The organism is Streptomyces sp. NPDC059832 (genome assembly GCF_042731715.1).
In the GTDB taxonomy this organism is placed as follows: Bacteria; Actinomycetota; Actinomycetes; order Streptomycetales; family Streptomycetaceae; genus Streptomyces.
Map to the genome: position 1 here is coordinate 89336 of NZ_JBHWIY010000029.1, position 21166 is coordinate 110501.

The following is a 21166-nucleotide window of genomic DNA, read 5'->3' on the forward strand; positions in this document are numbered from 1 at the left end:
GGCGCCGGGAGCTGGGGGCGACCTCCCGGCAGGCTTCCTGCAGCCTGTCGAGCGCGGTGCGGGCCCGCTCGTCCCGCGTGCGGATCCCCTTGGCGGCCGTGGAGACCTCGGGGCAGGAGTCGGGGTTGCTGATCATCGGGGCCGGGGCGGAGAGCACCTGACCGCGCGGCCCGCGGCCTCCCGCACGCAACTGCCGGGGGCGTTCGTCCGGAGCAGCGGGCTGCGCGGGATCTCCAGGGTTGACGGGGCCAGAGGGCGGCAGACGTCCCGGGCGTCGGCGTAGTACGTGCCCGCGCCCCCTTCGTGGTCGGTGCGCAGGCAGCTGAGGACGAGGAAGTCCGGGCCTGCCGTTCGGTTCGAGCAACTCCGCACTGCGCCGAGCGGGCAGCGGGCCGTGTACGGACGGGCCCTCGGGAGCGCGGGGCGTCCTGAGTGTGCGCGGGCCCCCGGCGCGCGTGGGACTCCTGGGGCCCGGCGGCGTCCGGGGCCCGTGTCCAGGGAGTGTCCGCGGATGCCGAGGGCATCGGCGACGACGGCTGAGCTCTCGGTGCCGAACTCCCCGAAGGAGACGGCGGCATGCAGCGGTTCCGCCTCGTGGATGCGGCGGCCGGCTGCCGGTACGGCGGCGGTCTGGTCGGCCGGTGTCTCGTGCACGAACCGGCAGCGCGTGAGGATCTCGCGGTCTTGCGCGGAGAACTCGGTCGTGTCCCCGATGAAGCTCACTTCGAAGCCGAGTGCGAGCGCCGCCTCCGGCACCCCGTCCCAGCCACTGAGGACGAGGAGGTGGAGCGAGTGCTCAGGCACCGTCGTCACCCGCCATCAGTATCCGCACCTCACCGGCTGCGGAGAGCGCGTTCTGGAGCGCGCTCTCGCTGGTGGCGCCGGTGGCGAGCACCATGGCGACGCAGCCGTCCTGGTTCGTGACCGTCCGTACGTCCGTGCCCGGCGGCAACGAAGTGTAGAGGGCGGGCTCGCCCGGATGCCCGTGGAACGCCTCCAGCCCCTCGCAGCCCAGGTAGAGGCCGGTGCGCGGGGGATAGAGCAGTACGTGGGAGACGCCGCGGCGGGGAGTCAGGGGGGCGTCGAGCAGGGCAGGACGGCGGCGCAGGGCGAGGTCGAGGAAGGACGCGTAGAGGTTGATGTCCATCGCCCGCGAGATCGCCTCGCCGACCAGGGCACCGCCGAGCCGGGGATTGATCTCGACGACCTCGAAGCCGTCGTCCCCCAGGATGAACTCGGTGTGGGCGAAGCCCTCCTCGTACTCCACGGCCTTGAGTACCCGTTCGATCCACTGCGCGAGCTTGTCGGCCGGTCCGTCGGGCAGCCGCACGGGGAAGCTGAGCGCCTCCTCCCGGAAGGCCGGGGGAGCGGACATGATGCGGCTGTTGAGGCCGATCACCCGCGTCTGCCCTTGCCAGGTGAGAGTCTCGACGCTGTAGAGCGGCCCCAGGAAGTACGGCTCGGCGGTCGGCGTCCCGCGCAGCGTACGTGTCCGCATCTCATTGAGGACACAGGTGAGTTCGTCGCACGTGCGGGCCAACCAGACGTGCTCGCTCGAGGTGCCGGAGCTGTCCTTGACGATCAGGGGGAGGCCGACCCGGGAAGCCAGGGTGGCAGCGTCGTCCGTGTCGGTGACCGTGGAGCCGGCGGAGCGGGAGAGCCCGTGCTGGTACAGCCGCCGGCGCAGCCGGGCCTTGTCACGGACCAGGCGCACGCCCTCGGGCGCCTGTCCCGGCAGCCCGAGCTCCTCACGGGCGGCGAGGGCGACCAGGCTCCAGGTGTCGGTGGTGCTGAGCAGTCCCGCCAGGTCGCCGATCTCCCGCGCTGCTGCGACGACCTGCCGCACGCTGTGGGTGTCCACGTCGTGCACCACCAGGTGCGGGCTGTGCAGGCCAGAGAGCTCGTGCGCGTACTCCCGGCGGTCTTCGGTCAGGAGGTGGACGGTGAGTCCCTCCTCCTGGGCGGCGGCCACCAGCCGGCCCAGGCCGAACTGGAGCCATTCGAGAGCGATGAGATTGTGCCCGGGGGGCGCGGGAAGCGAAGCGCTCACAGCAGTACCTCCTCGTTGTGCGACGGGGCGGGTGTGGTGCCGGGTACGGAGGCGACGTCCGCGCGCTTGGCGGCGTAACGGCGCACGACGTTCTCGAACTCCCTCAGCCGGTCGTGGTGCAGACACATCGTGGGAAGCGCCGGTACGCCCTCGCCGGCGCACCGCATGTCCAGTCGGTCCAGGTCGACGAGCGTGAAATCGGAGAAGTCCACATCGCCGAAACCGTGGCAGTGCACTTCGACCGGCCTCATTTCGCGCTCGTCGAGCGCGAAAGTGGCGGGGGCATGGGTGGTGGGCATGGATTCCATGGTGGTGTCGCTCCTTTTTCGGGAACCCTGTCCGCGCTTTTCCCGGTACGGGACTCCTGCGATGAGAGGCGGAACTCCGTTGATTCTGCGGTGCTGTTGAGCCGGGCCACCAGTGGATGCATCGATCACCTACCTGCATTGCAGGAAGCTGAGGGCGCGGTGGGAAGCGGGTCGCTCCTAGGGCCTGTGTGCCAGAATCCACAGAGGTTTTCAATTCCCACACCTGGAATCTGGTCTATCTCCAGCCAGCACCAGGGCGGCGGCAGCGGGCACGTACGGGACTTCTGTCCTACGTCGGTACCGGGCGGTGGATGTCTCGCTCGCGGCGGGCAGCCGGTGAGCGGTCTGGAGGCCACCACCGGCTGCGCAGCTCCTCCGCTCTCCTTCGGCCGTGCCGTGCCCTGTCGTGTCAGAGGCGAACCGGGCGGGCGAGCTGGTGCTACAGCCGAGGACGGGGTTCGGCCCACCGTCCGCCATGCGGTGCGGCGTTGTGGCCGTCCGCCGCGACCGGGCCGGCACCGGCGGAACCCTCACCGTGGACAGCTACACCCGGGTCGGCGACCTGGCCGCCGCGCGCCGCGCGGTGCGCACCGGGGAGGAGCTCAACGGCTACCCGATCCTCGCCCACGGGCCGCAGACCGCCAGGGAGCTCTGCCAGGGCCTCGGCTTCTTCGCCGTCCAGGTACGGCACGGCTCGGCGCGTCCGCTCCGTATCGTCTCCGCGCTGCTGGACGCCGGGCTCGACGCCACCGAGGGCGGACCCGTGACCCGTCTCGCACTGCTTGCCCTGCGGCCGCACGCTCCTGCGCGAGACCGTCGAGGCCTGGGCGTGCTGCTGCGAACTGCTGGCGAACGGAGCCTGCCAAGGATCTCGACGGGCAGTCCTGCCGCCACGTGGGCGATGCGCGGGGATTCATATCCGGCATCCAGCACCACCTGGGCCTCCGGGGCGTCTTCCTGCCACTGATCGGCGGCGACCAGCCGCTCGACGACCTCGCGGATCTGCACCGTGGTCATTGCGGCGATATCAGTGCCGGGCCTCAGGCGGACCGTGTCCAGCACTGCCGGCCAGGAGGTGCGGCCGGTCTCCAGCGCGGCCACCGCCGAGTACGGTCGGCCGGGCACCGTCTGATGCCTGCCCTCACCTCGGCCGAACCTGTGGCAAAAGGACCGGTCAGCACAGGTGTTTGCGTCCGGTCGAAGCCACGGCGAGACATCCACAGCCAAGACCAGCCGGCCATTGGCCGCCCTCGGCAACGGCATCCCAGCCAGAGCTCGACGCAGCCGGGCGACATCAATGCCGGGCGACATCAATCCACCCCTGGTTGAGCCCGCCCTACAGAGCTCCGTGACCGCGACGGTGTTCAGGTGCGAGCGCGAGATCGACCAGCGTCCGCACTGGCCCATCCGTACACGACAACGCGTCGCAAGGCCACGCCCACCGCGTCGACAGAAGCACGGCGGCGCAACACTCCCTTTCTGCCGCTATCGGGGTGTGGTGGCCTTGAGCCAGTCGTCGACGGTGAGGACGTCCGCCCACTGCGGGAACAGCTTCTCGGTGAGGAACCGGTGAATCTCGGCGTCGGTGTCCAGGCAGGCGTCGGCAAGGACGGTGAGGTCGAAGTCCAGGTCGTTGGCCTGGCACAGGGTGTGCAGCACCACGGCGCTGGTGGCGATGCCGGTGAGGACGAGGCTGTCGATGCCGTGTGCCCTGAGCACCACGTCGAGGTCGCTGCCCGAGAACGCGCTCGCCCGTCTTTTGGTGACCACCACCTCGCCCGGCCGGGGTGCGATATCGGGGTGGATCTCGGTGCCGGGGTCGCCCTCGACATGGAGCCCGGCTCGCGCGACGGCGGTGAGTGCCCTGTTGCGCGGGCCGACTTCCGGAAAGCCCGGACGTAGTGCGATGACCACGTAGATGACAGGAATGTCTGCCGCCCGGGCACCATCGATCGCCCTGCGCAGGCGCGGCAGGTATCCGGAGCCGTCGTCGGCAATGTCCACGACGGTTCGCTGGACATCCATCACGAGAAGGGCGCTGCTCATACGGTCTCCAGGAACGATGTCAGTTCGGTGCTGAAGCGGGCCGGTTGCTCCATGTTCGGCTAGTGCGCGGCCGCCGATACCGTGGCAGTTTGCCTGCTGGGGACGAGTTTCGCCAGGGGGTCTGCTATGGCGAGGCGGTCCGGTGCGTCCAGGGCACCGTTGATCGCGCACACGGGGGCGGCGATACCGGACGCGCGCTCCCAGGTGTCCGTGACCGGTACCCAATGGTCCGCTTCGCCGAGTGCGTGCTCGCCGAGCGTGCAGAGTGCCATCTCCCGCACCCGTCGCATCAAGTCGGCACCGAGGTCGGTCAGTTCGCGGTGCGGGCAGGCGGTGAACCGCTGGAACACGTTGATCCAGCCGGCCGTGTCGCCCGTGGTCAGCGCCCGCCCCTGGGCGGAAAGGGCATCCAGCGCCCATGGGTCCTCGAAGGCGGTCTCGCTGGTGCCGACCGGGGACTTGGCTTCCTTCACCGCACCATCGCGTCGTCCGCCACTGGTACATGTACGCCGAGTCCGTCAGCCAGGGCGGCACGGCCGGCGGGTCAGCGACGGAGGCGTCAGCGGGTGCACACGCACCGTCGACGCCGGATCGGACACCCACGCCGATGCAGTCGGGGCCAAGACTCGTCCGGCATCCGGGACGGTCCAGCTGCACGGGTCCAGAAAGCAGTCAGGCCGCGCACGGTCTCGTGTGAGATGTGCAGCAGGAAACAGCCCGCCTCTCCGAGGGATCAGTGATTTCACCTATCCGGTTCCCGACCGGGGCCTTGGCATAGGAGACTCGGGTCAGCAGAACAAAGGAGAGATCCGTGACGGCTCAGCCCGAGCACTCCGCAGACCCCCGGGTCACCGCTGTCCCGCACACCATCAATGGGATCGGTGACGCATTGACCGGTGCCGAGCGCGCTCGCTTCTACACCGAGGTCCTCGCCGCCGAGGAGGAATAGGTGCCGGCCGCGATGCGCCGCTGGTGGAAAGTGGCGATGCTGCACCGTGCCCCCGCAGCCGCCCAGAGGCGGGCCAATGCCTCGGCCGGCAGCTCACTCGTCTCCGTCGAGGAGCTGCTCGTGGTCGTGGACGGGACTCGGTGAGCTGGACCGTCTGGGCGGAGGAGATTCCGGCACGGACCGTGCTCGACATGCCCGTCGATCTCCGCAGGAAGACAGCGAACTTCCTGCGCGCCCTGGCCATCGAGGCCGGTGGTGCGATCGATCTCGACAGGCAGCCGCCCGGCGACGCGATGGACGACCTTGAGGTCCGGTACTCCCTCGAAATCCCGGGCGAGCCAGTCATCATCGAGTACATGATCATGCGGGATGCCAAGGAGATACGTATCCCAGTTCTGGTCTGGTTCCACTGAGAAGCATGCCGGACGGAACCAGCACCCCCGGACGCAGGTGTACTTCATCGAGACGTGAAGATTTTGCCGCAAGTGGCAACTCTCGCAGGGGAGTCCGAGTCTGCATTTGCTCGGCAACCTCGGCAGTTGGCTGCTCATCCAGGCCCATCGAGAACAGATCTCCCGGCCATCCCGGCCATCCCGGCCATCCCGGCCTGACGCGCCGGGCAGAGAGGGACTCATGCTCCTGAGAAGGCTGGCCACCATGGGAGCGGTGATCGGGCTTGCGGTGGGCCTGAGCAACACACAGGCAGGCGCGAACGGCGACGGTGAACAACCTCGTCTCCACCGCGACGTGTACCGGAGGCAGCTCCCAGCGCTGGTTCATCTCGACTCCGAAGTAGCCCAAATAGCATGCCGGAACGGCGGGCAGCGGTGCGCCACCTCGACCGGCCACGGGGGCACCGCACTTGGTGCGTCACTACGAGTCGGCCGGCATCAGCCACAGCGAACTGCGCATCATCAGCCGGGGGACCAAACCCATGCGCTACTCCAACAACGGCGGACAGGCCTGGCAGCACACCATCCGCCGGAGCCGCTTCCCTGCGTGTGATGAGTAACGCCCTCTACTGGTCACCGGCCTGGTGACCGGCGGGTGACGGTTGGGGGCTGCGGCCGGCGGCCATGCCTGGGCAGTCGGGTCGAACGACCCCTTGCGCCTGCGGGGTGTCGAAGTCCGCGCTGCGGCGTGGCGATCGGGATCGGGCCTGCGTCGACGGGCCGTACGGGTTCCTCGCGGTCGTCAGTGTCGCGGGCGATTGCGAGGCTCGGTCACGCGACCAGGCGCAGCCAGGCCGCCGCGAGTGCGGCGTGACCGGCCGGCGTCGGGTGCACGCCGTCCGCGGCCCAGTACTCCGGCCCGGTCTTCGCGGCGAGCTCGGCGAACATGCCGTCGGCGTCAAGCAAATGCGCGTCGTACTTGCGGGCGAGCTCGCGTACGGCCTGGATCTTCGGGTCCAGGTCGGTGCGCCACTGCTTTCGCTCTTCCTCTCCGATGAGTGCGAATCCGGCGCCGGCCTCGACGACGCCGTGGATCGGCAGGAGGAACGGTTCTACGAGGATCAGTTCCGTGCCCGCCTCGGCGAGGGGAGCGAGCAGGCGGTCATAACCTGCTTCGAACTCCTCCACGGGGATCACGTACCCCTTCGGGTCCAGCGTGTGCCAGCCCATGTCGTTGACCCCGACGAGGATCGACACCACGTCCGGGCGCGCGTCGAGCACGTCTGCCTGCCAGCGGGCTTCGAGGTCCATCACCTTGTTGCCGCCAATCCCGGTGTTCAGCCAGGTCACGGGGCGGTCCGGGTGCCGGAGCCCCCACTCGACCGCGACGCGCAGCGGGTAGCCGAACCCGAGACCGTCTTCGCTCGCCAGCCGTTGGCAGTCGGTGATCGAATCGCCGGTGAACATCACGGTGCTTCCCGGTCGGACAGCGATCGTCATGTGCGCTCCTTGAGCTCGGGTGAGGAGAGAAAAGCGGAAATCCACAGCCGGATGGACACCCGGCAGGACCTCTCGAAAGATGCCGGACCCCACCGACATCGGACCGACAGCCCCCGATATACCACCGACAATCGCAGGATCGCTGGGATCCGACCCCGGTACGGTCGACAACACGCTCGTGCACCAGTACGGCGACATCCCCGGCCTGACCTGCCTGGCAAAAGTGATCGGCGGCGGACTGTCCTGCGGCGCGGTCGTAGGGCGTGCCGAGTTCATCGACATGACCAAAAGCTCCCAGGACCCCTTCTCCGGCTACGAGAACCGGATCTTCGCCGGCGGCACACTCAGCGGCAACCCACTGACCTGCGCAGCCGGTGTGGCACCGTGCAACATCTCAAGGCACATCCCGAGCTCTACCGCCGGCTCGACGACCACACCCACCAGTTCGCCGCCATGCTGAGCCAAGCAGCCCGCGAACGCGGTATCGCCTGCCGGGTCAAAGCCCGCAACTCCATCTTCTCCCTCACCTTCAGCCACCACGAACCGGAGCTGTACCGGGACCGTATGACGGGAAGCAACTTCAAGCCACCATCGCCCTGGCGTACTACATGCGCAAACACGGCGTGTACCTGCCCGAGTGCCACAGCTTCCTGATCAGCGCCGCCCATACCGCGGACGACCTCAACAAGATCACACAAGCCTTCACCATGAGCCTCGACGAAATGCTCGCCGACCACCTCTTCGTCACCTGACCCCGTTACGACACCTTCCGGTGCGCCCGACCGGCAGCAGAGCCTGCCCTCGGCCGCTACGGCGCCCCGCACGTTCATGTGCGTGGGTTGTTGTGGCGGTCCGGAACGGGCGGACCGCCACGGCAGGCTGTGTCGCGACGGGCGAGTCGGGGGCGAGTCGGGGGAGACCACGACGCCTGACAGAGCCAGGTCTGCGGCGCCGTCCGTCGCCGCAGCGGTGCCGACAAGGTGTTTCCCTACCCGTGCCCACATCATCGACACGGCTGGGCTGCGTGCCCTGCTGCGTACGGTTTGGCGACAAGCCGGCCCCGCGACGTCAAACCGTACGCAGCACAAGCTCCCCGGATACGCACTTGATCTCTGGTCCGGCTGTTCGGGATAGCGGACCGCGTGTCTCAGGCGATCTTGCGTACCCGGCGGATTCATCTGGTCGCGCTCTCCGATGACCATCGGGAGCATCAGGTAGAGCTTGACGCAGATCCTGAGGTGATGCGCTACCTGGGCGGCGCGCGCTCGCGTGAACGGGCGCAGGAGGAGCACCGCGAGTTCCTCGCGGAGGCCGTCCGGGGCCTGGGCTACTGGGCCGGATCCGTCGAGGGGGTTTTCGTCGGCTACTGGATCCTGTGGCCGCCGGAGCCCGACGGCCAGGAGTCGCCGGAAGGACGGGCCGAACTCGGCTACCGGCTTCTGCGGCGCTACTGGCGCCAGGGACTGGGCAGTGAAGGATCTCGTGAGCTGGTCCGGCATGGCTTCGAAGACCTCGGGTTGGCCCGGATCTTCGCCATGACGGCGGCGGCCAACATCGCCTCGCGCGCGACGATGGCCGCCGCCGGGTTGAGGTACGTCCGTACGTTCCAGGCGGACCCCGGAGATTGGCCGCCAGGCACCGACCTGCGTGCAGTCGAGTACGCGATCACGCGAGAGCAGTGGGACCTTCACCTGCGGCCAACGACCTGCATGTGACACACGTCGTACGGCGAAGGACGAACCTCCGGTCCTCTTCCGGAAGCACGCAACGTCGTCCTCGTGCACGGCGCGTTCGTCGGCGGGTCGGTCTGACGATGGGGCTGCGACCTGCCCCGGGCCGACGACTGCGCGGTGCGGATCGCGCGGAGCCCGATGCTCTCCCTCGAAGGCGATGCCGCCGCGGCCCACCACCTGGTCCTCGACGCGCAGGACGGGCCGCCCGTTGGGCCGGGTGGTGCCATCACAGCCTTCCGCCCGAGACGTGGGTTGTGCGTGAGTGAGTCCGATGATTGCGAGGAATCGGTGGCGCGTTCGTCCGGCCGGCGCACACCGCGAGCGCGGGGGAGGCAGGGGTCGCGGCGCATGTTCTCGACGGCTTTGCCTGCCGAGGGAAGGCCGGTGCCGTTCAGTGTCCGCGCAGGGGTCGAGCGGGGCACCGTCCAAGTCTGGGAGGACGGTTTCCGTACTGCCGCGCACAACGACGACCCGGACGTCTTCGAGTGGTGGTACTCCGACTCCACCGGCGACGACGGCACGGTGGTCTCCTTCACGCCACACACCCGGGTCAACGACGGTTTCCTGCCCGCACCGAGCGAGAGCGACCGCAAGCCCGCGGCTAACGTCACCGTGGCCGAAGGACCTCCCACCCGCGCCCAGGCGCTGTCCCATGCGGGTACTGCGACCCCAGGCAGCACGAATCCGCGTGGCGGAAGCTCGACCTGATGCGTGCCTACGAGGCCCGGGACCGCGCCGGAATCGTCGTGACGCACCAGGGCCGCCAACTCGTGCTCCGTCAACCGGGCGTGCCAAGCGATCTCCGAGAGGTCGCGTCGCACCGTTCCTTCACAACAATCCCGTGCAGGCCTAGCCAGTATGGGCTCTTGTCTTCCGTCCAGGTCGGCCCCGCGCCCCGCCAAGGGGTGGTTGGTGGAGGTCGCCGACCTCGCCCGCCAGCGCTGGAAGGCCGGTGGTTGGTGGAGGTCGGTGGGTGTGGATGTGGCTGTCTTCCCCGGGGGTCTGGCGGTGGCTCAGGTGGTGGTGTCCGGGGTTGTCTCGGGTTTTGTGTGGAGGATGTCGCGGGCCTGTTCGGCGGCGCGGGCGGTGCTTTCGGAGACGAAATCGAGGAAGCGGGCGATGTTTTCGAGGCGGGTGGCGGCGGGAGTGCCGGGGCGGAGGACGGGGATGCCCTGGCGTGCCGTGTCGACGACCTGGGCGATGGAGCGGGCGCTGGCCATCATGGACTGGTAGTAGACGTCGTCGTCGACGACGTAGCGCTCACGTCGGCCTTCGTCTCGTTCCCGGCGGACGAAGCCCTGGCTCTCCAGGAACGCGATTGCCTTCGAGACGGTCGCCGGGCTGACCTGGAGACGTTGGGCGAGTTCGGCCGCGGTGAGGCTACCGGTGTCGGTGAGGATGAGGCAGGCCGTCACTCTGGACATCATCGTGGGCATGCCCGAAGCAATGACGACGGTGGTGAACACTTCCTCGTACGCGCGCACTTCTTCGGCGTCGCGTCCGTAAGGCTGCGGGGGTGTCCGCGAGTCCCGGGGCGCGGCCTTCTTGCGGCGGTGGGCGCGGTGTTCGGTGGCGCGGTGGGCCACTTCGGCACGGTAGCTGGTCGGACCGCCGTTGCGCATCACCTCGCGTGTGATCGTCGAGGTCGGCCGCTCCAGGCGTCGGGCGATCTCGGCGTAGGCGAGGCCGTCGGCCAGTCCCAGTGCGATCTGCTGGCGTTCCTGCTGGGTGAGCCTGCCTCCCGGCATCGCGGTCTCCTTCGTGGCCTGGGCGGCCCTGTGGTGGCTGGTGTGTCGACTATAGCGTTCACTCTCAGTTCATTGCAACATGCTGTGGGTCGAGGTGTTGCGTTATGCGCGAGGCTATTGCATCAACTTTCGCCTATCTACCTGCAACGATGAGCTTTTGGCGCAACAAGGCCGTTGCTGGAGTCGTGAATGCAACGTAGCGTTTCTGTCATCGGAAACAGCGTGTCGAAGGGGCGCGCGATACCGGAGAAGGAGAGCACCATGCAGAAGTTCGCCACCCCCGCCGCCGTCCAGGCCGTCCTCGACGTCCCCGCAGGACGCATCCAGGTCATCGCCGCTGACCGCACCGACACCACCGTCGAAGTCCGGCCCACCAACCACGCCAAGAGCCACGACGTGAAGACGGCCGAACAGACCGAAGTCACCTACGCCGACGGCGTCCTGCGGATCCAGGCCCCGGAGGCAAAGAACCGGATCCTCGGCAACTCCGGATCCGTCGACGTCACCATCCAGCTGCCCGTCGGCTCCCGCGTCGAAGCGAAAGCCGCCGCCGCAGAGTTCCGCGGCGTGGGACGTCTCGGCGATGTCGCCTTCGACGGCGGCTACGGCTCGGTCAGGCTCGACGAGGCCGCGAGCGCGCGCCTCACCGGCCTCGACGCCCACATCACGGTCGGCCGGCTGAACGGTCCCGGCGAGATCAGCACCCAGCGGGGCGACGTGAACATCACCGAGGTTGTGCGCGGCACGCTCACGCTGAACACCCAGCAGGGTGACATCACCGTCGGTGCGGCCCACGGAGTCTCCGCCGTCCTGGACGCCGGCACCGGTCACGGCCGGATCCACAACGCGCTGAAGAACACCGATGGCACCCCCGACCTGACCATCAAGGCGACCACCTCCCAGGGTGACATCACCGCCCGCAGTCTCTGAACCGCGCACCCTTTGAAGGAGCTCTCCTCATGACCAACTTGGCCATCGCGGCGCACGGGCTGCGCAAGTCCTACGGCGACGAGACCGTTCTCGACGGCGTCGACCTGACCGTCCCGGAAGGCACGATCTTCTCCCTGCTCGGCCCGAACGGCGCCGGCAAGACCACCGCCGTCAAGATCCTCTCCACCCTCATCTCGCCCGATGCAGACTCCGGTCAGATCCATGTCGGCGGCCACGACCTCGCCACCCAGGCGCAGGCCGCCCGCGCGGCGATCGGTGTCACCGGCCAGTTCTCCGCCGTGGACGGGCTGATCACCGGTGAGGAGAACATGTTCCTCATGGCGGACCTGCACCACCTGTCCAAAACTGAGGGACGACGCGTCACCGCCGAACTCCTTGACCGCTTCGACCTCACCGAGGCCGCGAAGAAGCCGGTCTCCACCTACTCCGGCGGCATGAAGCGCCGCCTCGACATCGCCATGACCCTGGTCGGCACCCCACGGATCATCTTTCTCGACGAACCGACCACCGGCCTGGACCCCCGCTCACGTCACAACATGTGGGGCATCATCCGCGAGCTCGTCACCGACGGGGTGACGGTCTTCCTCACCACCCAGTACCTCGAAGAGGCCGACGAACTCGCGGACCGTATCGCCGTCCTCCACGACGGCAAGATCGCAGCCGAGGGCACGGCCGAGGAACTGAAGCGACTCATCCCCGGCGGACACATCCGCCTTCGCTTCACCGATCCCGCCGACTACCAGCACGCAGCCAGCACCCTCACCGAGGCGACCCGTAGCGACGAGGCCCTCACCCTCCAACTCCCCAGCGACGGCAGCCAGCGCGAACTCCGCTCCATCCTCGACCGGCTGGACTCCGCCGGCATCGAGGCCGACGAGCTGACCGTGCACACACCCGACCTCGACGACGTCTTCTTCGCCCTCACCACCACCGTGCCCACGAAGCCGAACCAGCCCAAGGAGAGCGTCCGATGAGCTCCATCTCCCTAGCCGTACGCGACTCCTCCACGATGCTGCGCCGCAACCTCCTGCATGCCCGCCGCTATCCGTCGCTCACCCTGAACCTGCTGCTGACCCCGGTCATGATGTTGCTGCTGTTCGTCTACATCTTCGGCGACACCATGAGCGGAGGCGCGGGCCGCTCCGCCTACACCGCCTACATCGTGCCCGGCATCCTGCTGATGACTATTGGCTCCACCGTCATCGGCACCGCCGTCTCGGTCTCCACCGACATGAACGAAGGCATCATCGCCCGCTTCCGCACCATGGCCATCCACCGCAGCTCCATACTGTTCGGCCACGTCGTCGGCAGCGTCCTTCAGACCATCATCAGCGTCGTCCTTGTCGGCGCCGTCGGCGTCGCCATGGGCTTCCGCTCCACTGATGCCACCGTCCTGGAATGGCTCGCAGCATTCGGGCTCCTCGCGATGGTCGCCCTGGCCTTCACCTGGATCGCGGTCGGCATGGGTCTGGGCAGCCCCAACGCCGAAGCGGCCAGCAACAATGCCATGCCGTTGATCCTGCTGCCGCTCATCTCCAGTGCCTTCGTCCCGCTCGACTCGATGCCGGGTTGGTTCCAGCCGATCGCCGAGTACCAGCCCTTCACCCCCGCCATCGAAACCCTGCGCGGACTCCTCCTAGGCACCGAGATCGGCAACAACTGGTGGATCGCGCTGGCCTGGTGTCTGGGCCTGACCGTCCTGGGCTACCGCTGGTCCAAGGCACAGTTCAACCGCGACCCCAAGTAACCGCCATGCCGGCGCGGGCCACCTCCCGCCACTCCTCCCGCCCAGGGCGGCGTAGACCGACACCGCATCGGTCGTGCGCCGCCCACATGGGTTCACCCCCCGGCCATCGGCGCCTGTGGCCTTGCCCACGAGAACAGGCAGCAGTTGTTCAGCATCCTGGAGTGAACGCTGACCATCAGTCAGCACCATCACATCACCTCGCCCTCCAGGTCGCGGCGCGACTCGGCCGCTTCGCAGTACGCTCCTCGATGCTCAACCTCCTCACCTTCAAATGCCGCTGCTCCGCGATCACCCGATGCTGTCGGTCAAGGACGGCGCCCAGAGACGGCACCTGGGGTTCGGTGCACACCGAGGCGCTGTACGAGACGGTCGTCGCCGCGTCGGCGCTCTACGACGAAGTCGTGATGGCTGAGGCGTGTGAGGCGCCGGGACCGGCTTCCAGAGCCGCGCGTCGTCACCGGCGTGCGCCGCCCGGTGACGGACGTCGCCGGAGTGAGGAGCCGGACGCGCTGTCCGGAGCCGAGGCCATGGACGCGGCGGCTCCCGGAGATGCCGAGGCGTGCGAGCAGTTGGCCGACGCAGACGGCGCCGATGCCGGGGAGCGGTTCGAGGACCCGGCGCACCCGGAGCTTGCCGGAACCGGCCACGGGGGACGGCCGTTCAGATGAGGTTCACCGGGCCCTGGGCCCTGGGCCCTGAGGCGGGAGGGGCTGCCCTGCGTCTGCCCTTCCGGCCGTTGATCCGGTGCCTGCCGCAGGAGGAACCTGGACTCCGTATACCCGATTTCAGGGAGTGGCAATGCACGTGCGAGAGGAGCGGTCGGTCGAGGCTGTCGCCAAGCAACGTCGGTCGGTCGTTACGCAACGTCCGATCGGACCCGCCGCCGGAGGTGCACCGTCCGCTGGGTGGACGACCGAGGCCCTGGCCGCCCTGCAGAGCACCGTGGGCAATGCCGCCGTCGTCCAGATGCTCCGCCAGAGCGGCCACGCCTGGGTCCAGCCGGAACAGTACCGACACGGGACGACCGGTTGCGACCCCTTGGAGCCGGCGCCAGTGCAGCGCTCTGCCGTTCCGGATGTGCTGCGCAGCGCCGGCCGGCCGCTGGCCGCCGATGTACGGGCGGACATGGAGCGGCGGCTCGGGGCGGACTTCTCCGATGTCCGCATCCACAACGACAGCGCCGCGAAGGCCTCCGCCGCCGAAGTCGGTGCTCGCGCCTACACCTCGGGCAGCCATGTGGTCGTCGGCGAGAGCGGCGTGGACAAGCACACCCTGGCGCACGAGTTGACGCACGTCATTCAGCAGCGGCAGGGGCCGGTCGCCGGCACCGACAACGGTGCGGGTCTGCGGGTGTCGGACCCTTCCGACCAGTTCGAGCGGGAGGCGGAGGCCAACGCCCGTCGGGTGATGAGCGGCCCCGCCCCGCAGGGCGGCCACTCGGGCGCCGACGCGCCCCCTGCGTCGGGCGGTGGGGACTCCGCGTCGTCGCTCCCCGTGCAGCGGGTCTTCCAGGGCGGCCTGAGCGGCTACAACACCGCTCAGGCGATCAGGGAGCTGAAGGAGCAGATCCCGGGGTCGGCGCCGAAGTGGAGTGTGGTCGATGCGGCTCGTACCGGCGCGACGGCCTACGACAACCTCGGCGACCTCGCGTCGGCGCTGGGTCTCCAGCCGCCGCAGCAGTCCGGGACCACGCCGACTCCGGGGGCCGCTCCGGCGTCCACCACTCCGGCGGTGACCACTCCGGCCGTGACCACCCCGGCCCGCCCCCCGCGGCCGGCGCCCAGGCCCAAACCGGCCGAGCTCACCAGGGCCGGGCAGCAGTCCAACTCCGTGGCCACCCAGCAGCAGGTTCCCTCGGTCTCGACGCCGACCCTGGCACCGCACGCCCACACCACCGCGTCTCCAGCGCCGGTCGAGGAGCGGGAGAAGGGGGTCGCCGAGCAGGTCTCGGTGGAGGACTTCGCGGCGAACTCCGCGCAGGCCCGGGACGAACTGGAGACGGAGCGGGCCGCTCCCCACAAGTACCTGCGCCGACGGGCCGCAAGCCGGTTGGACGGCACGGTGTTCCAGCAGATGGCCGGATCTGTGAAGCTCAACAACAAGGCCCAGGTCATGCCACACCTCATCGACCAGCTCTACAGCTGCCTGGAGTGGACCGGCCGGGCACCCATCGCGGTCTTCACCCATGAGGCCCAGGGCAAGGGCGACCTGATGCTCGGCATCAAGACCGCCGACGCGCTGCGCGAGAACTTCCCCCGGACCGGGGCGAACAAGAACGACATCGCGCTGCTGACCGCCGAGGCGGCGCACAAGAAGCAGCCGGGTGTCTTCGAGGACTCCGGCCACCCGTTCGCGGTGCTCGACGGCGCCACCCCCACGGCCCCGCAACTCGATCCCGGCAAGGCCCCCACCCACGCGATCGTCGCCCCGCAGCTGGCCGCCACCAAGAACTTCCAACAGAGCGTCAGCAAGTGGGGCAGCACGGTCTCCGCGATGACCGAGTACTCCAAGAAGGAGTCGCTACCGCCGGGCGCCGCCGGGACCGGCTACACCACCGGGCTCGGTGCGGGAGAGGTCGGCATCACCTTCGACGCCGGTCTGAGAGCCTACAAACAGAACCAGGACAGCATTGCGGGCGAGGAGAACAAGCGGGCCGCCCGGTTGGAGAACCTCCAGGCGCTGAAGTCCAAAGATCTGCTCACCGCGCTCTTCCCGGAGGACCAGGAGCAGGCGGCGAAGGATTATGCCGCCGCCGCTACTTCCCGGCTGTACTTCGCCTACTCCAACAAGAGCGCGATGCGGTTCGCGCTCACCGTGGCCGAGGTCGAGAACGGCAAGAGCAACGACGTGCACGTCGTCCAGTCCTCGCCCACGCAGATGCCGGCGTTCGACGCCACCGTGAAGCGCGACCTCGAGGGGCTCGGGGTGGCCAAAGTCCGGCTGGTGGAGGTGTCCTCCCAGAAACGGGCCCCGACGATCACGGTGCAGGAAACCGGCGGCGTCGGCAAGACGATGCACTGGATCACGACCGACCGGGTCCCGCACGACGACATGCTGACACTGATCAAGGCGAGCGAGCCGATCGTGATGACGACCGGCAACCAGAGCACCTCCGAGGCACTGTCGGCCGGCAAGACCATCATGTACGAGAGCATCGGCATGGAGCAGAGCAAGGCGTTCCGGCAATCGCTGTACGCCGGCGCCGGGGTCAAGCAGCCTGATATCGACAGCATCGCCGCCGTCAGCCAGGACTACGACCAGCGGGGTACAGCCCCGGCCCCCGGCCAGGCCCAGTTCAAGGCCGCGGCGGCCGCTCTGCAGAACATGCAGCAGGAAGGCAGGATGGGGGCTTTCAGCGACCGGGCCTCCGCCACCAAGGACCTCGGCCGCTGGATCGGGGGGCAGCACCTGCGCGACTTCCTGATGAAGACCGAGCTCGCCTCCGATCTGCGGAGCAGGGAAGAGAAGCTCAAATCGGACTACCGGAATGCCGATGCCTACAAGACCTTCGTCGACTACCTCCTCGGACTCCCGGGCAGCGAGTAGTAGCCCATTCCGGCTGGCGGGGCGGCACCCATCGGGTGTCGCCCCGACAGTCCCCGCGGCCCTGTGGTCCACTCGGCCGCCTCGACCCAGTCCGGCTCCGTCGACCCCGTCGCCCCGTTGGGCTCGCATCCGGAATCGGTGCTTCACGGTTCCGGCTATCCGAGACTCCGGTGATCCGAGCTACGACCGTCCGACTATCCGAGTTCCGAATGAACAGGACGGCTACTTCCACCGCCGCCCCCGCTTACCGAAGCCTGCCGCCACCTCACCCTCGTCCAGCGTGGCCGACGCCGCGAACCCGGCCGGGACGATCGGATCGTGGACGCCGCGTTCGCCGAGCCAGGGTCAGCGGCACGGCCATCACCAGGTGGTACTGGGCGACCTGCCCCAGGCACGCACCCCAGACCCGCCGGGGGCTGGCGCCGTCGGCGACCTCGGCAGCCGACGGCGCCCCCTTGTTCGCGGCCTGATGGTAGCTCTGGTCGAACATGTGACCCACGAGATTGTGGCCGACCGCCAGCACATCCCACACCGCTCCGAACGTCCTCACGTCGCAACGTCATCCAGCGTCATTGCGATCCTTTCGGCTGCTGAGCTGCGGCGGGCCTGGGCCAGACAGGCCATGCAGGTCGCAGCGCTAAAGTGCCCGTTACGCCAAGTGAGGGGACGCAATGACGGATCAGAGTTGGCAGCTCAGACAGCGAGACCGCCTGGTAGGGACGTTGACCTTTGAAGGAATCGACATGTTCTGGACCGACTGTCGCTTTGAACCCGCACCCGCCTGGGATGGACTGCGGCCACTCTTCGCCGCGTCGCGCGATGCCTGGCGTCAAGGTGATCAGGAAGCCGCTCTTGCCGCAGACGAGGCAATCCATGTGGAGGGGCTCATCCTCGTCCCCACCACAGACGGAGCCCCCATCACCGAATTCCTGATTCGTATCGAGGGGAACAAAGCCCGCTTTCGGCATTGATCCCGAAACTGCCTCCAGCACGGCAGAGCCCGCCGAGCGTGTGGTGGTGCAGAGAACGTCCGACTCCATCCACGTACTGCCCGGCCTCTTGAGTTCCGAGGTGGCCTTGCCGTCGTCGACGCGAACGGCCTGGCAGCGCTCGATGCAGCCGGTCTTCTTCGCCAGCCATAGCAGTAGGGCTCCGCCGTCGATCGCGGCTTGTGCCGAGGCGTTGACAGCCGCGCCGACGAGCAGCGCGGTGGGCGTGACCCCATAGCCGAACGCGCGGGTGATCGCAATGGCCGCCCCGAGCTGTACGGCGGTATAAGCCACGACGTCGCAGGCCACCGCACGCCGCGGTCGAGGGCGCTGGTGGTCATGGTCGGGGGAGTCCGGGTCGGCGGGGGAGTCGTCGGAGTGGACCAGGTCCTCGCCGTACAGTTGCTGCCGCGACGCTGTCTTCGAGCCCTGGACCCAGTTTGTCACTGCGTTCTTGCCGTGTCTCACGTGCACCAGCCCCGTTGATCTGGCGTGTGGTTGGCAACTGGTGATCGTCGTGTCGAGGGCCTGGTGTCCAGCCGCCTATTGGTGCGCTTCTTCTCTTCCGAGGGCTGGCAGTCCCGAGGACTCGGTGGTCAGCCGCTGATACCTGAGCGGACGCCGGCACTGATCGGGGATCCGTAGCCGAATTCGTGGCGTACTTCAGGATGTCCAGCAGGTCGATGGTGCCCTCTGGCTTGGGCGGGGCGTGAGGGGGACACGCGGCCCTATGGCAGAGCATGTCTACGCGTCTGTCCGTTCTCACCGAAGCCAGTCGCCGTCACATCCAACCCGGTCGGTGGGGTCTCGGTGAGGCACGCCGTCACCCGCCTGGAGTGCCTGCGGCTGCGCCTGAAGCCGAGCGAGTGTGTGGCGAGGCAGACTCACCTTTGCTCGCATACGCGGGTGTGGTCCAGCAGATCTCCATCCTGACCGCCTCAGGCAGGGCGGGATGGTCATGCAATCTGACGCAGGGGCCGTCGCGTTTCAGCACCTTGCCGGTCGCGTGCGGCGGTCCGGTCGGTGAGCAGCAGGGCCGCATAGGTCGAGCCGTCTTCCAGGATCGAGGTACAAAAGAATGACGTATGCCGCCCAGGACCGCCCGCGCATCGGCTGGATCGGTACCGGCCGAATGGGCTTCCAGCTCGCCGCCCGGCTGCTGGACGCAGGGTACGACGTAGCCGTCTACAACAGGACCCGCGCCAAGGCCGAGCCGCTGGCCGAACGGGGAGCCGAGATCGTCGACCGGGCGGCCGGTCTGGCCGACCGGGACGTCGTTTTCACCACGGTCTCCGCATCGCCCGACCTGGAGGCGGTCACCACGGGCCCTGGCGGCGTGCTGACCTCGCCGGATGCCGCACCGGGGGTGCTGGTCGACAACTCCACGGTGTCCGTGCAGATGTCTGCGCTGACCCGCAAAGCAGCCGCCAAGCGGGGGACCGAATTCCTGGCCGCCCCGGTGAGCGGGAACCCGCGGGTGATCGCCGCAGGCAAGTTGACCGTCGCTGTCTCCGGCTCACGCGCGGTGTTCGACCAGGTCGAGCCGTTGCTGGCACTGCTGGGGCACGGGGTGACCTACGTCGGAGAGGGCGAGGTCGCCCGTCTCGTCAAGATCGCGCACAACGTCTTCCTCGGTGTCCTCACCCAGTCGCTCGCCGAGATCACCGTCCTCGCGGAGAAGGGCGGTGTCAGTCGTGCCGCTCTCCTGGAATTTCTCAACGGCTCCGTGCTGGGCTCGGTCTACACCCGCTACAAGTCGCCTGCGCTGGTCAACCTGGACTTCAAGCCGACGTTCACCATGCCGCTGCTGCGCAAGGACTTCGATCTGGGGCTGTCCGCAGCCCGTGAGCTGGAGGTCCCGATGCCGCTCGCCGCCGCCACCGCTCAGCTCGTCGCGGGTGCCGTCGGGGCAGGGCATGTCGAGGAGGACTTCGCCGCCTTGCTCCTTGAGCAGGCCAGGAACTCCGGCATCACGCTGGAAGCCGAGAACGTCCCCGTGGACGACGGCCTGTCGCCACACGCCTGACCCCTGTAGCTCAACCGGGTTGGATGAGACGGCGACCGGCTTCGGTGGGAACAGACAACATCGTGTGGCTTCGTTCACGTCTAGGGTCTGTTTCTTGGATCATGTTCGGAGCCAGATCGCGAGGGCCGCGAGGGTGACGGTGCCGAGGTAGATGTAGGCGCGTTTCTCGTAGCGGGTGGCGACTGCTCGGAAGCCCTTCAGCCGGTTGATGGCCCGTTCGACGGTGTTGCGCTTCTTGTAGCGCTCGCTGTCGAAGCCGGTGGGCCGGCCGCCTCGGGAACCTCGGTTCTGCCGGTGTTTCTGCTGGTCGAGGCGTTCGGGGATGGTGTGCCGGATGCCGCGTCGTCGCAGGTAGCGACGGTTTCTTCGGGACGTGCAGGCCTTGTCTGCCAGGACGTGATCTGGTCGGGTGCGGGGCCGCCCGACTCCGCTGAGGGGCACGGAGATCTGCTCCAGCACGGCCTCGAGCTGGGGGCCGTCGCCGTAGTGGCCGGGTGTCAGGACGAAGACGAGAGGGCGGCATCGTCCCTCGGCGGCGAGGTGGATCTTGGTGGTGAAGCCGCCTCGGGAGCGTCCCAGGCATTCGCCGATCTGACCACCTCCTCCAACCGGACGGCCAGTTTCCGCAGCACCGGATCGACCCGGTTCGTCCCCCGAACGTTCCCCTTTTGAGGACCCTCGGCCAGCGGTGCCTTCCGCGCGCCGGCAGCGTGCTGGTGGGCTCGCACGGCGGTCGAGTCCACGGACACATCCCAGTCGATCCGGCCCGCGGCATCCTCGGCGGCCTGGATGCGAGACAGCAGCATCTTCCACGTTCCATCAGCTGACCAGCGACGATGCCGTTTGTAGACCGTCTCCCACGGCCCGAACCGCTCCGGCAGGTCCCGCCACTGGACACCCGTCCGCACCCGGTAGAGCACTCCGTTGATCACCCGACGGTGGTCACTCCACCGACCCCCGCGCCCACCACCACGAGGCAGGAACGACTCCAGTCGATCCCACTCCGCATTCGTCAGATCCCCACGTCCCATCCCACCACCCTGACCTCAACACCACACCCCTGTCAGGAGATCCGAGAAACAGTCCCTAGTAGGGCTTGGTCATGTTGGTGCGGGGTCTGGCATGTCGCGGTGACAGGTGGGGCAGGCGCCGGTCCAGGTCGCGATGAGTATCTGCAGCTC

23 protein-coding genes and 1 pseudogene are annotated in these 21166 nt (G+C 68.3%); 13 read left to right on the forward strand and 11 right to left on the reverse strand.

Translation table 11 applies throughout. The features are described 5' to 3' along the window. Positions 1 to 132: 132 nt before the first annotated feature. The 3 genes from ACFV8T_RS35035 to ACFV8T_RS35045 are packed head-to-tail and all read right to left on the reverse strand — an operon-like array spanning position 133 to position 2349. On the reverse strand, positions 133 to 813 hold the full coding sequence (locus tag ACFV8T_RS35035) for a hypothetical protein (RefSeq protein WP_385335469.1): 681 nt from the start codon (positions 811 to 813) through the stop codon (positions 133 to 135). Then, the gene (locus ACFV8T_RS35040; protein ID WP_385335471.1) at positions 797 to 2050 is read right to left on the reverse strand and encodes an ATP-grasp domain-containing protein; all 1254 of its coding nucleotides are present in this window, start codon (positions 2048 to 2050) and stop codon (positions 797 to 799) included. The genes ACFV8T_RS35035 and ACFV8T_RS35040 overlap by 17 nt, the downstream gene beginning before the upstream one ends. Continuing rightward, positions 2047 to 2349, reverse strand: a complete 303-nt coding sequence (locus ACFV8T_RS35045; RefSeq protein ID WP_385335473.1) for a hypothetical protein — start codon at positions 2347 to 2349, stop codon at positions 2047 to 2049. Before ACFV8T_RS35045 ends, ACFV8T_RS35040 begins: the two co-directional genes overlap by 4 nt. A gap of 445 nt (positions 2350 to 2794) precedes the next feature. Between ACFV8T_RS35045 and ACFV8T_RS35050 the strand changes: the two are divergent. Beyond that, a pseudogene (locus ACFV8T_RS35050) lies at positions 2795 to 3067 on the forward strand (methylaspartate mutase); the annotation flags it as partial. Here ACFV8T_RS35050 and ACFV8T_RS35055 read toward each other — a convergent pair. The 3 genes from ACFV8T_RS35055 to ACFV8T_RS35065 all read right to left on the reverse strand — a co-directional run bounded on the left by ACFV8T_RS35055 (position 2968) and on the right by ACFV8T_RS35065 (position 4877). Continuing rightward, positions 2968 to 3765 carry a transposase gene (locus ACFV8T_RS35055; protein ID WP_385335513.1) on the reverse strand — a complete coding sequence of 266 codons (798 nt, stop codon included), beginning with the start codon at positions 3763 to 3765 and terminating at the stop codon, positions 2968 to 2970. The pseudogene ACFV8T_RS35050 and the gene ACFV8T_RS35055 overlap by 100 nt on opposite strands. 78 nt (positions 3766 to 3843) lie before the next feature. Beyond that, complete coding sequence (locus tag ACFV8T_RS35060) at positions 3844 to 4404, reverse strand: cysteine hydrolase family protein (protein ID WP_385335475.1); 561 nt, start codon at positions 4402 to 4404, stop codon at positions 3844 to 3846. 59 nt (positions 4405 to 4463) lie between these two features. Beyond that, the gene (locus ACFV8T_RS35065; RefSeq protein WP_385335477.1) at positions 4464 to 4877 is read right to left on the reverse strand and encodes an alpha/beta fold hydrolase; all 414 of its coding nucleotides are present in this window, start codon (positions 4875 to 4877) and stop codon (positions 4464 to 4466) included. Between the two features lie 338 nt (positions 4878 to 5215). Here ACFV8T_RS35065 and ACFV8T_RS35070 point away from each other — a divergent pair, with 338 nt between their 5' ends. Genes ACFV8T_RS35070 through ACFV8T_RS35080 form a run of 3 tightly spaced genes read left to right on the forward strand, consistent with a single transcriptional unit; the run spans position 5216 to position 5766 of the window. Next, positions 5216 to 5353 carry a hypothetical protein gene (locus tag ACFV8T_RS35070; protein ID WP_385335479.1) on the forward strand — a complete coding sequence of 46 codons (138 nt, stop codon included), beginning with the start codon at positions 5216 to 5218 and terminating at the stop codon, positions 5351 to 5353. Further along, positions 5354 to 5497 carry a hypothetical protein gene (locus tag ACFV8T_RS35075; RefSeq protein ID WP_385335481.1) on the forward strand — a complete coding sequence of 48 codons (144 nt, stop codon included), beginning with the start codon at positions 5354 to 5356 and terminating at the stop codon, positions 5495 to 5497. Beyond that, on the forward strand, positions 5494 to 5766 hold the full coding sequence (locus ACFV8T_RS35080) for a hypothetical protein (protein WP_385335483.1): 273 nt from the start codon (positions 5494 to 5496) through the stop codon (positions 5764 to 5766). Before ACFV8T_RS35075 ends, ACFV8T_RS35080 begins: the two co-directional genes overlap by 4 nt. Positions 5767 to 6576: 810 nt before the next feature. Here ACFV8T_RS35080 and ACFV8T_RS35085 read toward each other — a convergent pair. Beyond that, positions 6577 to 7245, reverse strand: a complete 669-nt coding sequence (locus tag ACFV8T_RS35085; protein ID WP_385335485.1) for an SGNH/GDSL hydrolase family protein — start codon at positions 7243 to 7245, stop codon at positions 6577 to 6579. A gap of 79 nt (positions 7246 to 7324) precedes the next feature. Between ACFV8T_RS35085 and ACFV8T_RS35090 the strand changes: the two genes are divergently transcribed. The 4 genes from ACFV8T_RS35090 (at position 7325) to ACFV8T_RS35105 (ending at position 9686) form a co-directional block, all read left to right on the forward strand. Then, positions 7325 to 7705, forward strand: a complete 381-nt coding sequence (locus ACFV8T_RS35090) for an aminotransferase class III-fold pyridoxal phosphate-dependent enzyme (protein ID WP_385335487.1) — start codon at positions 7325 to 7327, stop codon at positions 7703 to 7705. Between the two features lie 148 nt (positions 7706 to 7853). Continuing rightward, positions 7854 to 7997 (forward strand): hypothetical protein, encoded by a 144-nt coding sequence (locus ACFV8T_RS35095; protein WP_385335488.1) that lies wholly within the window; start codon positions 7854 to 7856, stop codon positions 7995 to 7997. Positions 7998 to 8387: 390 nt separating this feature from the next. Further along, positions 8388 to 8960 (forward strand): GNAT family N-acetyltransferase, encoded by a 573-nt coding sequence (locus ACFV8T_RS35100; protein ID WP_385335490.1) that lies wholly within the window; start codon positions 8388 to 8390, stop codon positions 8958 to 8960. 402 nt (positions 8961 to 9362) lie between these two features. Beyond that, entirely contained in the window at positions 9363 to 9686 is a 324-nt protein-coding gene (locus tag ACFV8T_RS35105; protein ID WP_385335492.1) for a hypothetical protein, read from the forward strand. 305 nt (positions 9687 to 9991) lie between these two features. Here the strand turns inward: ACFV8T_RS35105 and ACFV8T_RS35110 are convergent, their stop codons facing one another. Continuing rightward, the gene (locus ACFV8T_RS35110; RefSeq protein WP_385335494.1) at positions 9992 to 10726 is read right to left on the reverse strand and encodes a helix-turn-helix domain-containing protein; all 735 of its coding nucleotides are present in this window, start codon (positions 10724 to 10726) and stop codon (positions 9992 to 9994) included. Positions 10727 to 10987: 261 nt separating this feature from the next. On the opposite strand from ACFV8T_RS35110, the gene ACFV8T_RS35115 reads away from it, so the two are divergent. The 3 genes from ACFV8T_RS35115 to ACFV8T_RS35125 are packed head-to-tail and all read left to right on the forward strand — an operon-like array spanning position 10988 to position 13424. Beyond that, the gene (locus ACFV8T_RS35115; RefSeq protein WP_385335495.1) at positions 10988 to 11656 is read left to right on the forward strand and encodes a DUF4097 family beta strand repeat-containing protein; all 669 of its coding nucleotides are present in this window, start codon (positions 10988 to 10990) and stop codon (positions 11654 to 11656) included. A gap of 29 nt (positions 11657 to 11685) precedes the next feature. Next, the gene (locus ACFV8T_RS35120) at positions 11686 to 12651 is read left to right on the forward strand and encodes an ATP-binding cassette domain-containing protein (protein WP_385335497.1); all 966 of its coding nucleotides are present in this window, start codon (positions 11686 to 11688) and stop codon (positions 12649 to 12651) included. Beyond that, positions 12648 to 13424, forward strand: coding sequence for an ABC transporter permease (locus ACFV8T_RS35125; RefSeq protein WP_385335499.1), 777 nt, complete (start codon positions 12648 to 12650; stop codon positions 13422 to 13424). Before ACFV8T_RS35120 ends, ACFV8T_RS35125 begins: the two co-directional genes overlap by 4 nt. A gap of 305 nt (positions 13425 to 13729) precedes the next feature. On the opposite strand, the gene ACFV8T_RS35130 is transcribed toward ACFV8T_RS35125, so the two are convergent. Next, a complete protein-coding gene (locus ACFV8T_RS35130; RefSeq protein ID WP_385335501.1) occupies positions 13730 to 14071 on the reverse strand; it encodes a hypothetical protein in 342 nt (113 codons plus the stop codon). Between the two features lie 406 nt (positions 14072 to 14477). Here ACFV8T_RS35130 and ACFV8T_RS35135 point away from each other — a divergent pair, with 406 nt between their 5' ends. Beyond that, on the forward strand, positions 14478 to 16970 hold the full coding sequence (locus ACFV8T_RS35135) for a DUF4157 domain-containing protein (RefSeq protein ID WP_385335503.1): 2493 nt from the start codon (positions 14478 to 14480) through the stop codon (positions 16968 to 16970). Between the two features lie 569 nt (positions 16971 to 17539). Here ACFV8T_RS35135 and ACFV8T_RS35140 read toward each other — a convergent pair. Beyond that, positions 17540 to 18427: a hypothetical protein gene (locus ACFV8T_RS35140; RefSeq protein ID WP_385335505.1), complete on the reverse strand. Its 888-nt coding sequence runs from the start codon at positions 18425 to 18427 to the stop codon at positions 17540 to 17542. 610 nt (positions 18428 to 19037) lie between these two features. On the opposite strand from ACFV8T_RS35140, the gene ACFV8T_RS35145 reads away from it, so the two are divergent. Beyond that, positions 19038 to 19985, forward strand: a complete 948-nt coding sequence (locus tag ACFV8T_RS35145; protein ID WP_385335507.1) for an NAD(P)-dependent oxidoreductase — start codon at positions 19038 to 19040, stop codon at positions 19983 to 19985. Between the two features lie 99 nt (positions 19986 to 20084). Here ACFV8T_RS35145 and ACFV8T_RS35150 read toward each other — a convergent pair. After that, positions 20085 to 21016 (reverse strand): IS5 family transposase gene (locus ACFV8T_RS35150; protein ID WP_385335509.1). Its coding sequence is split into 2 segments (ribosomal slippage): positions 20085 to 20611 and positions 20611 to 21016, totalling 933 coding nucleotides; the frame shifts between segments, so codons are not numbered across the junction. Between the last annotated feature and the right edge of the window lie 150 nt (positions 21017 to 21166).

Coding starts and splice junctions, on each gene's coding strand:
- ACFV8T_RS35045 (WP_385335473.1), bottom strand. CDS start 2,349: ATGCCCACCACCCATGCCCCCGCCACTTTCGCGCTCGACGAGCGCGAA.
- ACFV8T_RS35055 (WP_385335513.1), bottom strand. CDS start 3,765: ATGGGCCAGTGCGGACGCTGGTCGATCTCGCGCTCGCACCTGAACACC.
- ACFV8T_RS35060 (WP_385335475.1), bottom strand. CDS start 4,404: ATGAGCAGCGCCCTTCTCGTGATGGATGTCCAGCGAACCGTCGTGGAC.
- ACFV8T_RS35085 (WP_385335485.1), bottom strand. CDS start 7,245: ATGACGATCGCTGTCCGACCGGGAAGCACCGTGATGTTCACCGGCGAT.
- ACFV8T_RS35090 (WP_385335487.1), top strand. CDS start 7,325: ATGCCGGACCCCACCGACATCGGACCGACAGCCCCCGATATACCACCG.
- ACFV8T_RS35095 (WP_385335488.1), top strand. CDS start 7,854: ATGCGCAAACACGGCGTGTACCTGCCCGAGTGCCACAGCTTCCTGATC.
- ACFV8T_RS35110 (WP_385335494.1), bottom strand. CDS start 10,726: ATGCCGGGAGGCAGGCTCACCCAGCAGGAACGCCAGCAGATCGCACTG.
- ACFV8T_RS35115 (WP_385335495.1), top strand. CDS start 10,988: ATGCAGAAGTTCGCCACCCCCGCCGCCGTCCAGGCCGTCCTCGACGTC.
- ACFV8T_RS35120 (WP_385335497.1), top strand. CDS start 11,686: ATGACCAACTTGGCCATCGCGGCGCACGGGCTGCGCAAGTCCTACGGC.
- ACFV8T_RS35125 (WP_385335499.1), top strand. CDS start 12,648: ATGAGCTCCATCTCCCTAGCCGTACGCGACTCCTCCACGATGCTGCGC.
- ACFV8T_RS35145 (WP_385335507.1), top strand. CDS start 19,038: ATGACGTATGCCGCCCAGGACCGCCCGCGCATCGGCTGGATCGGTACC.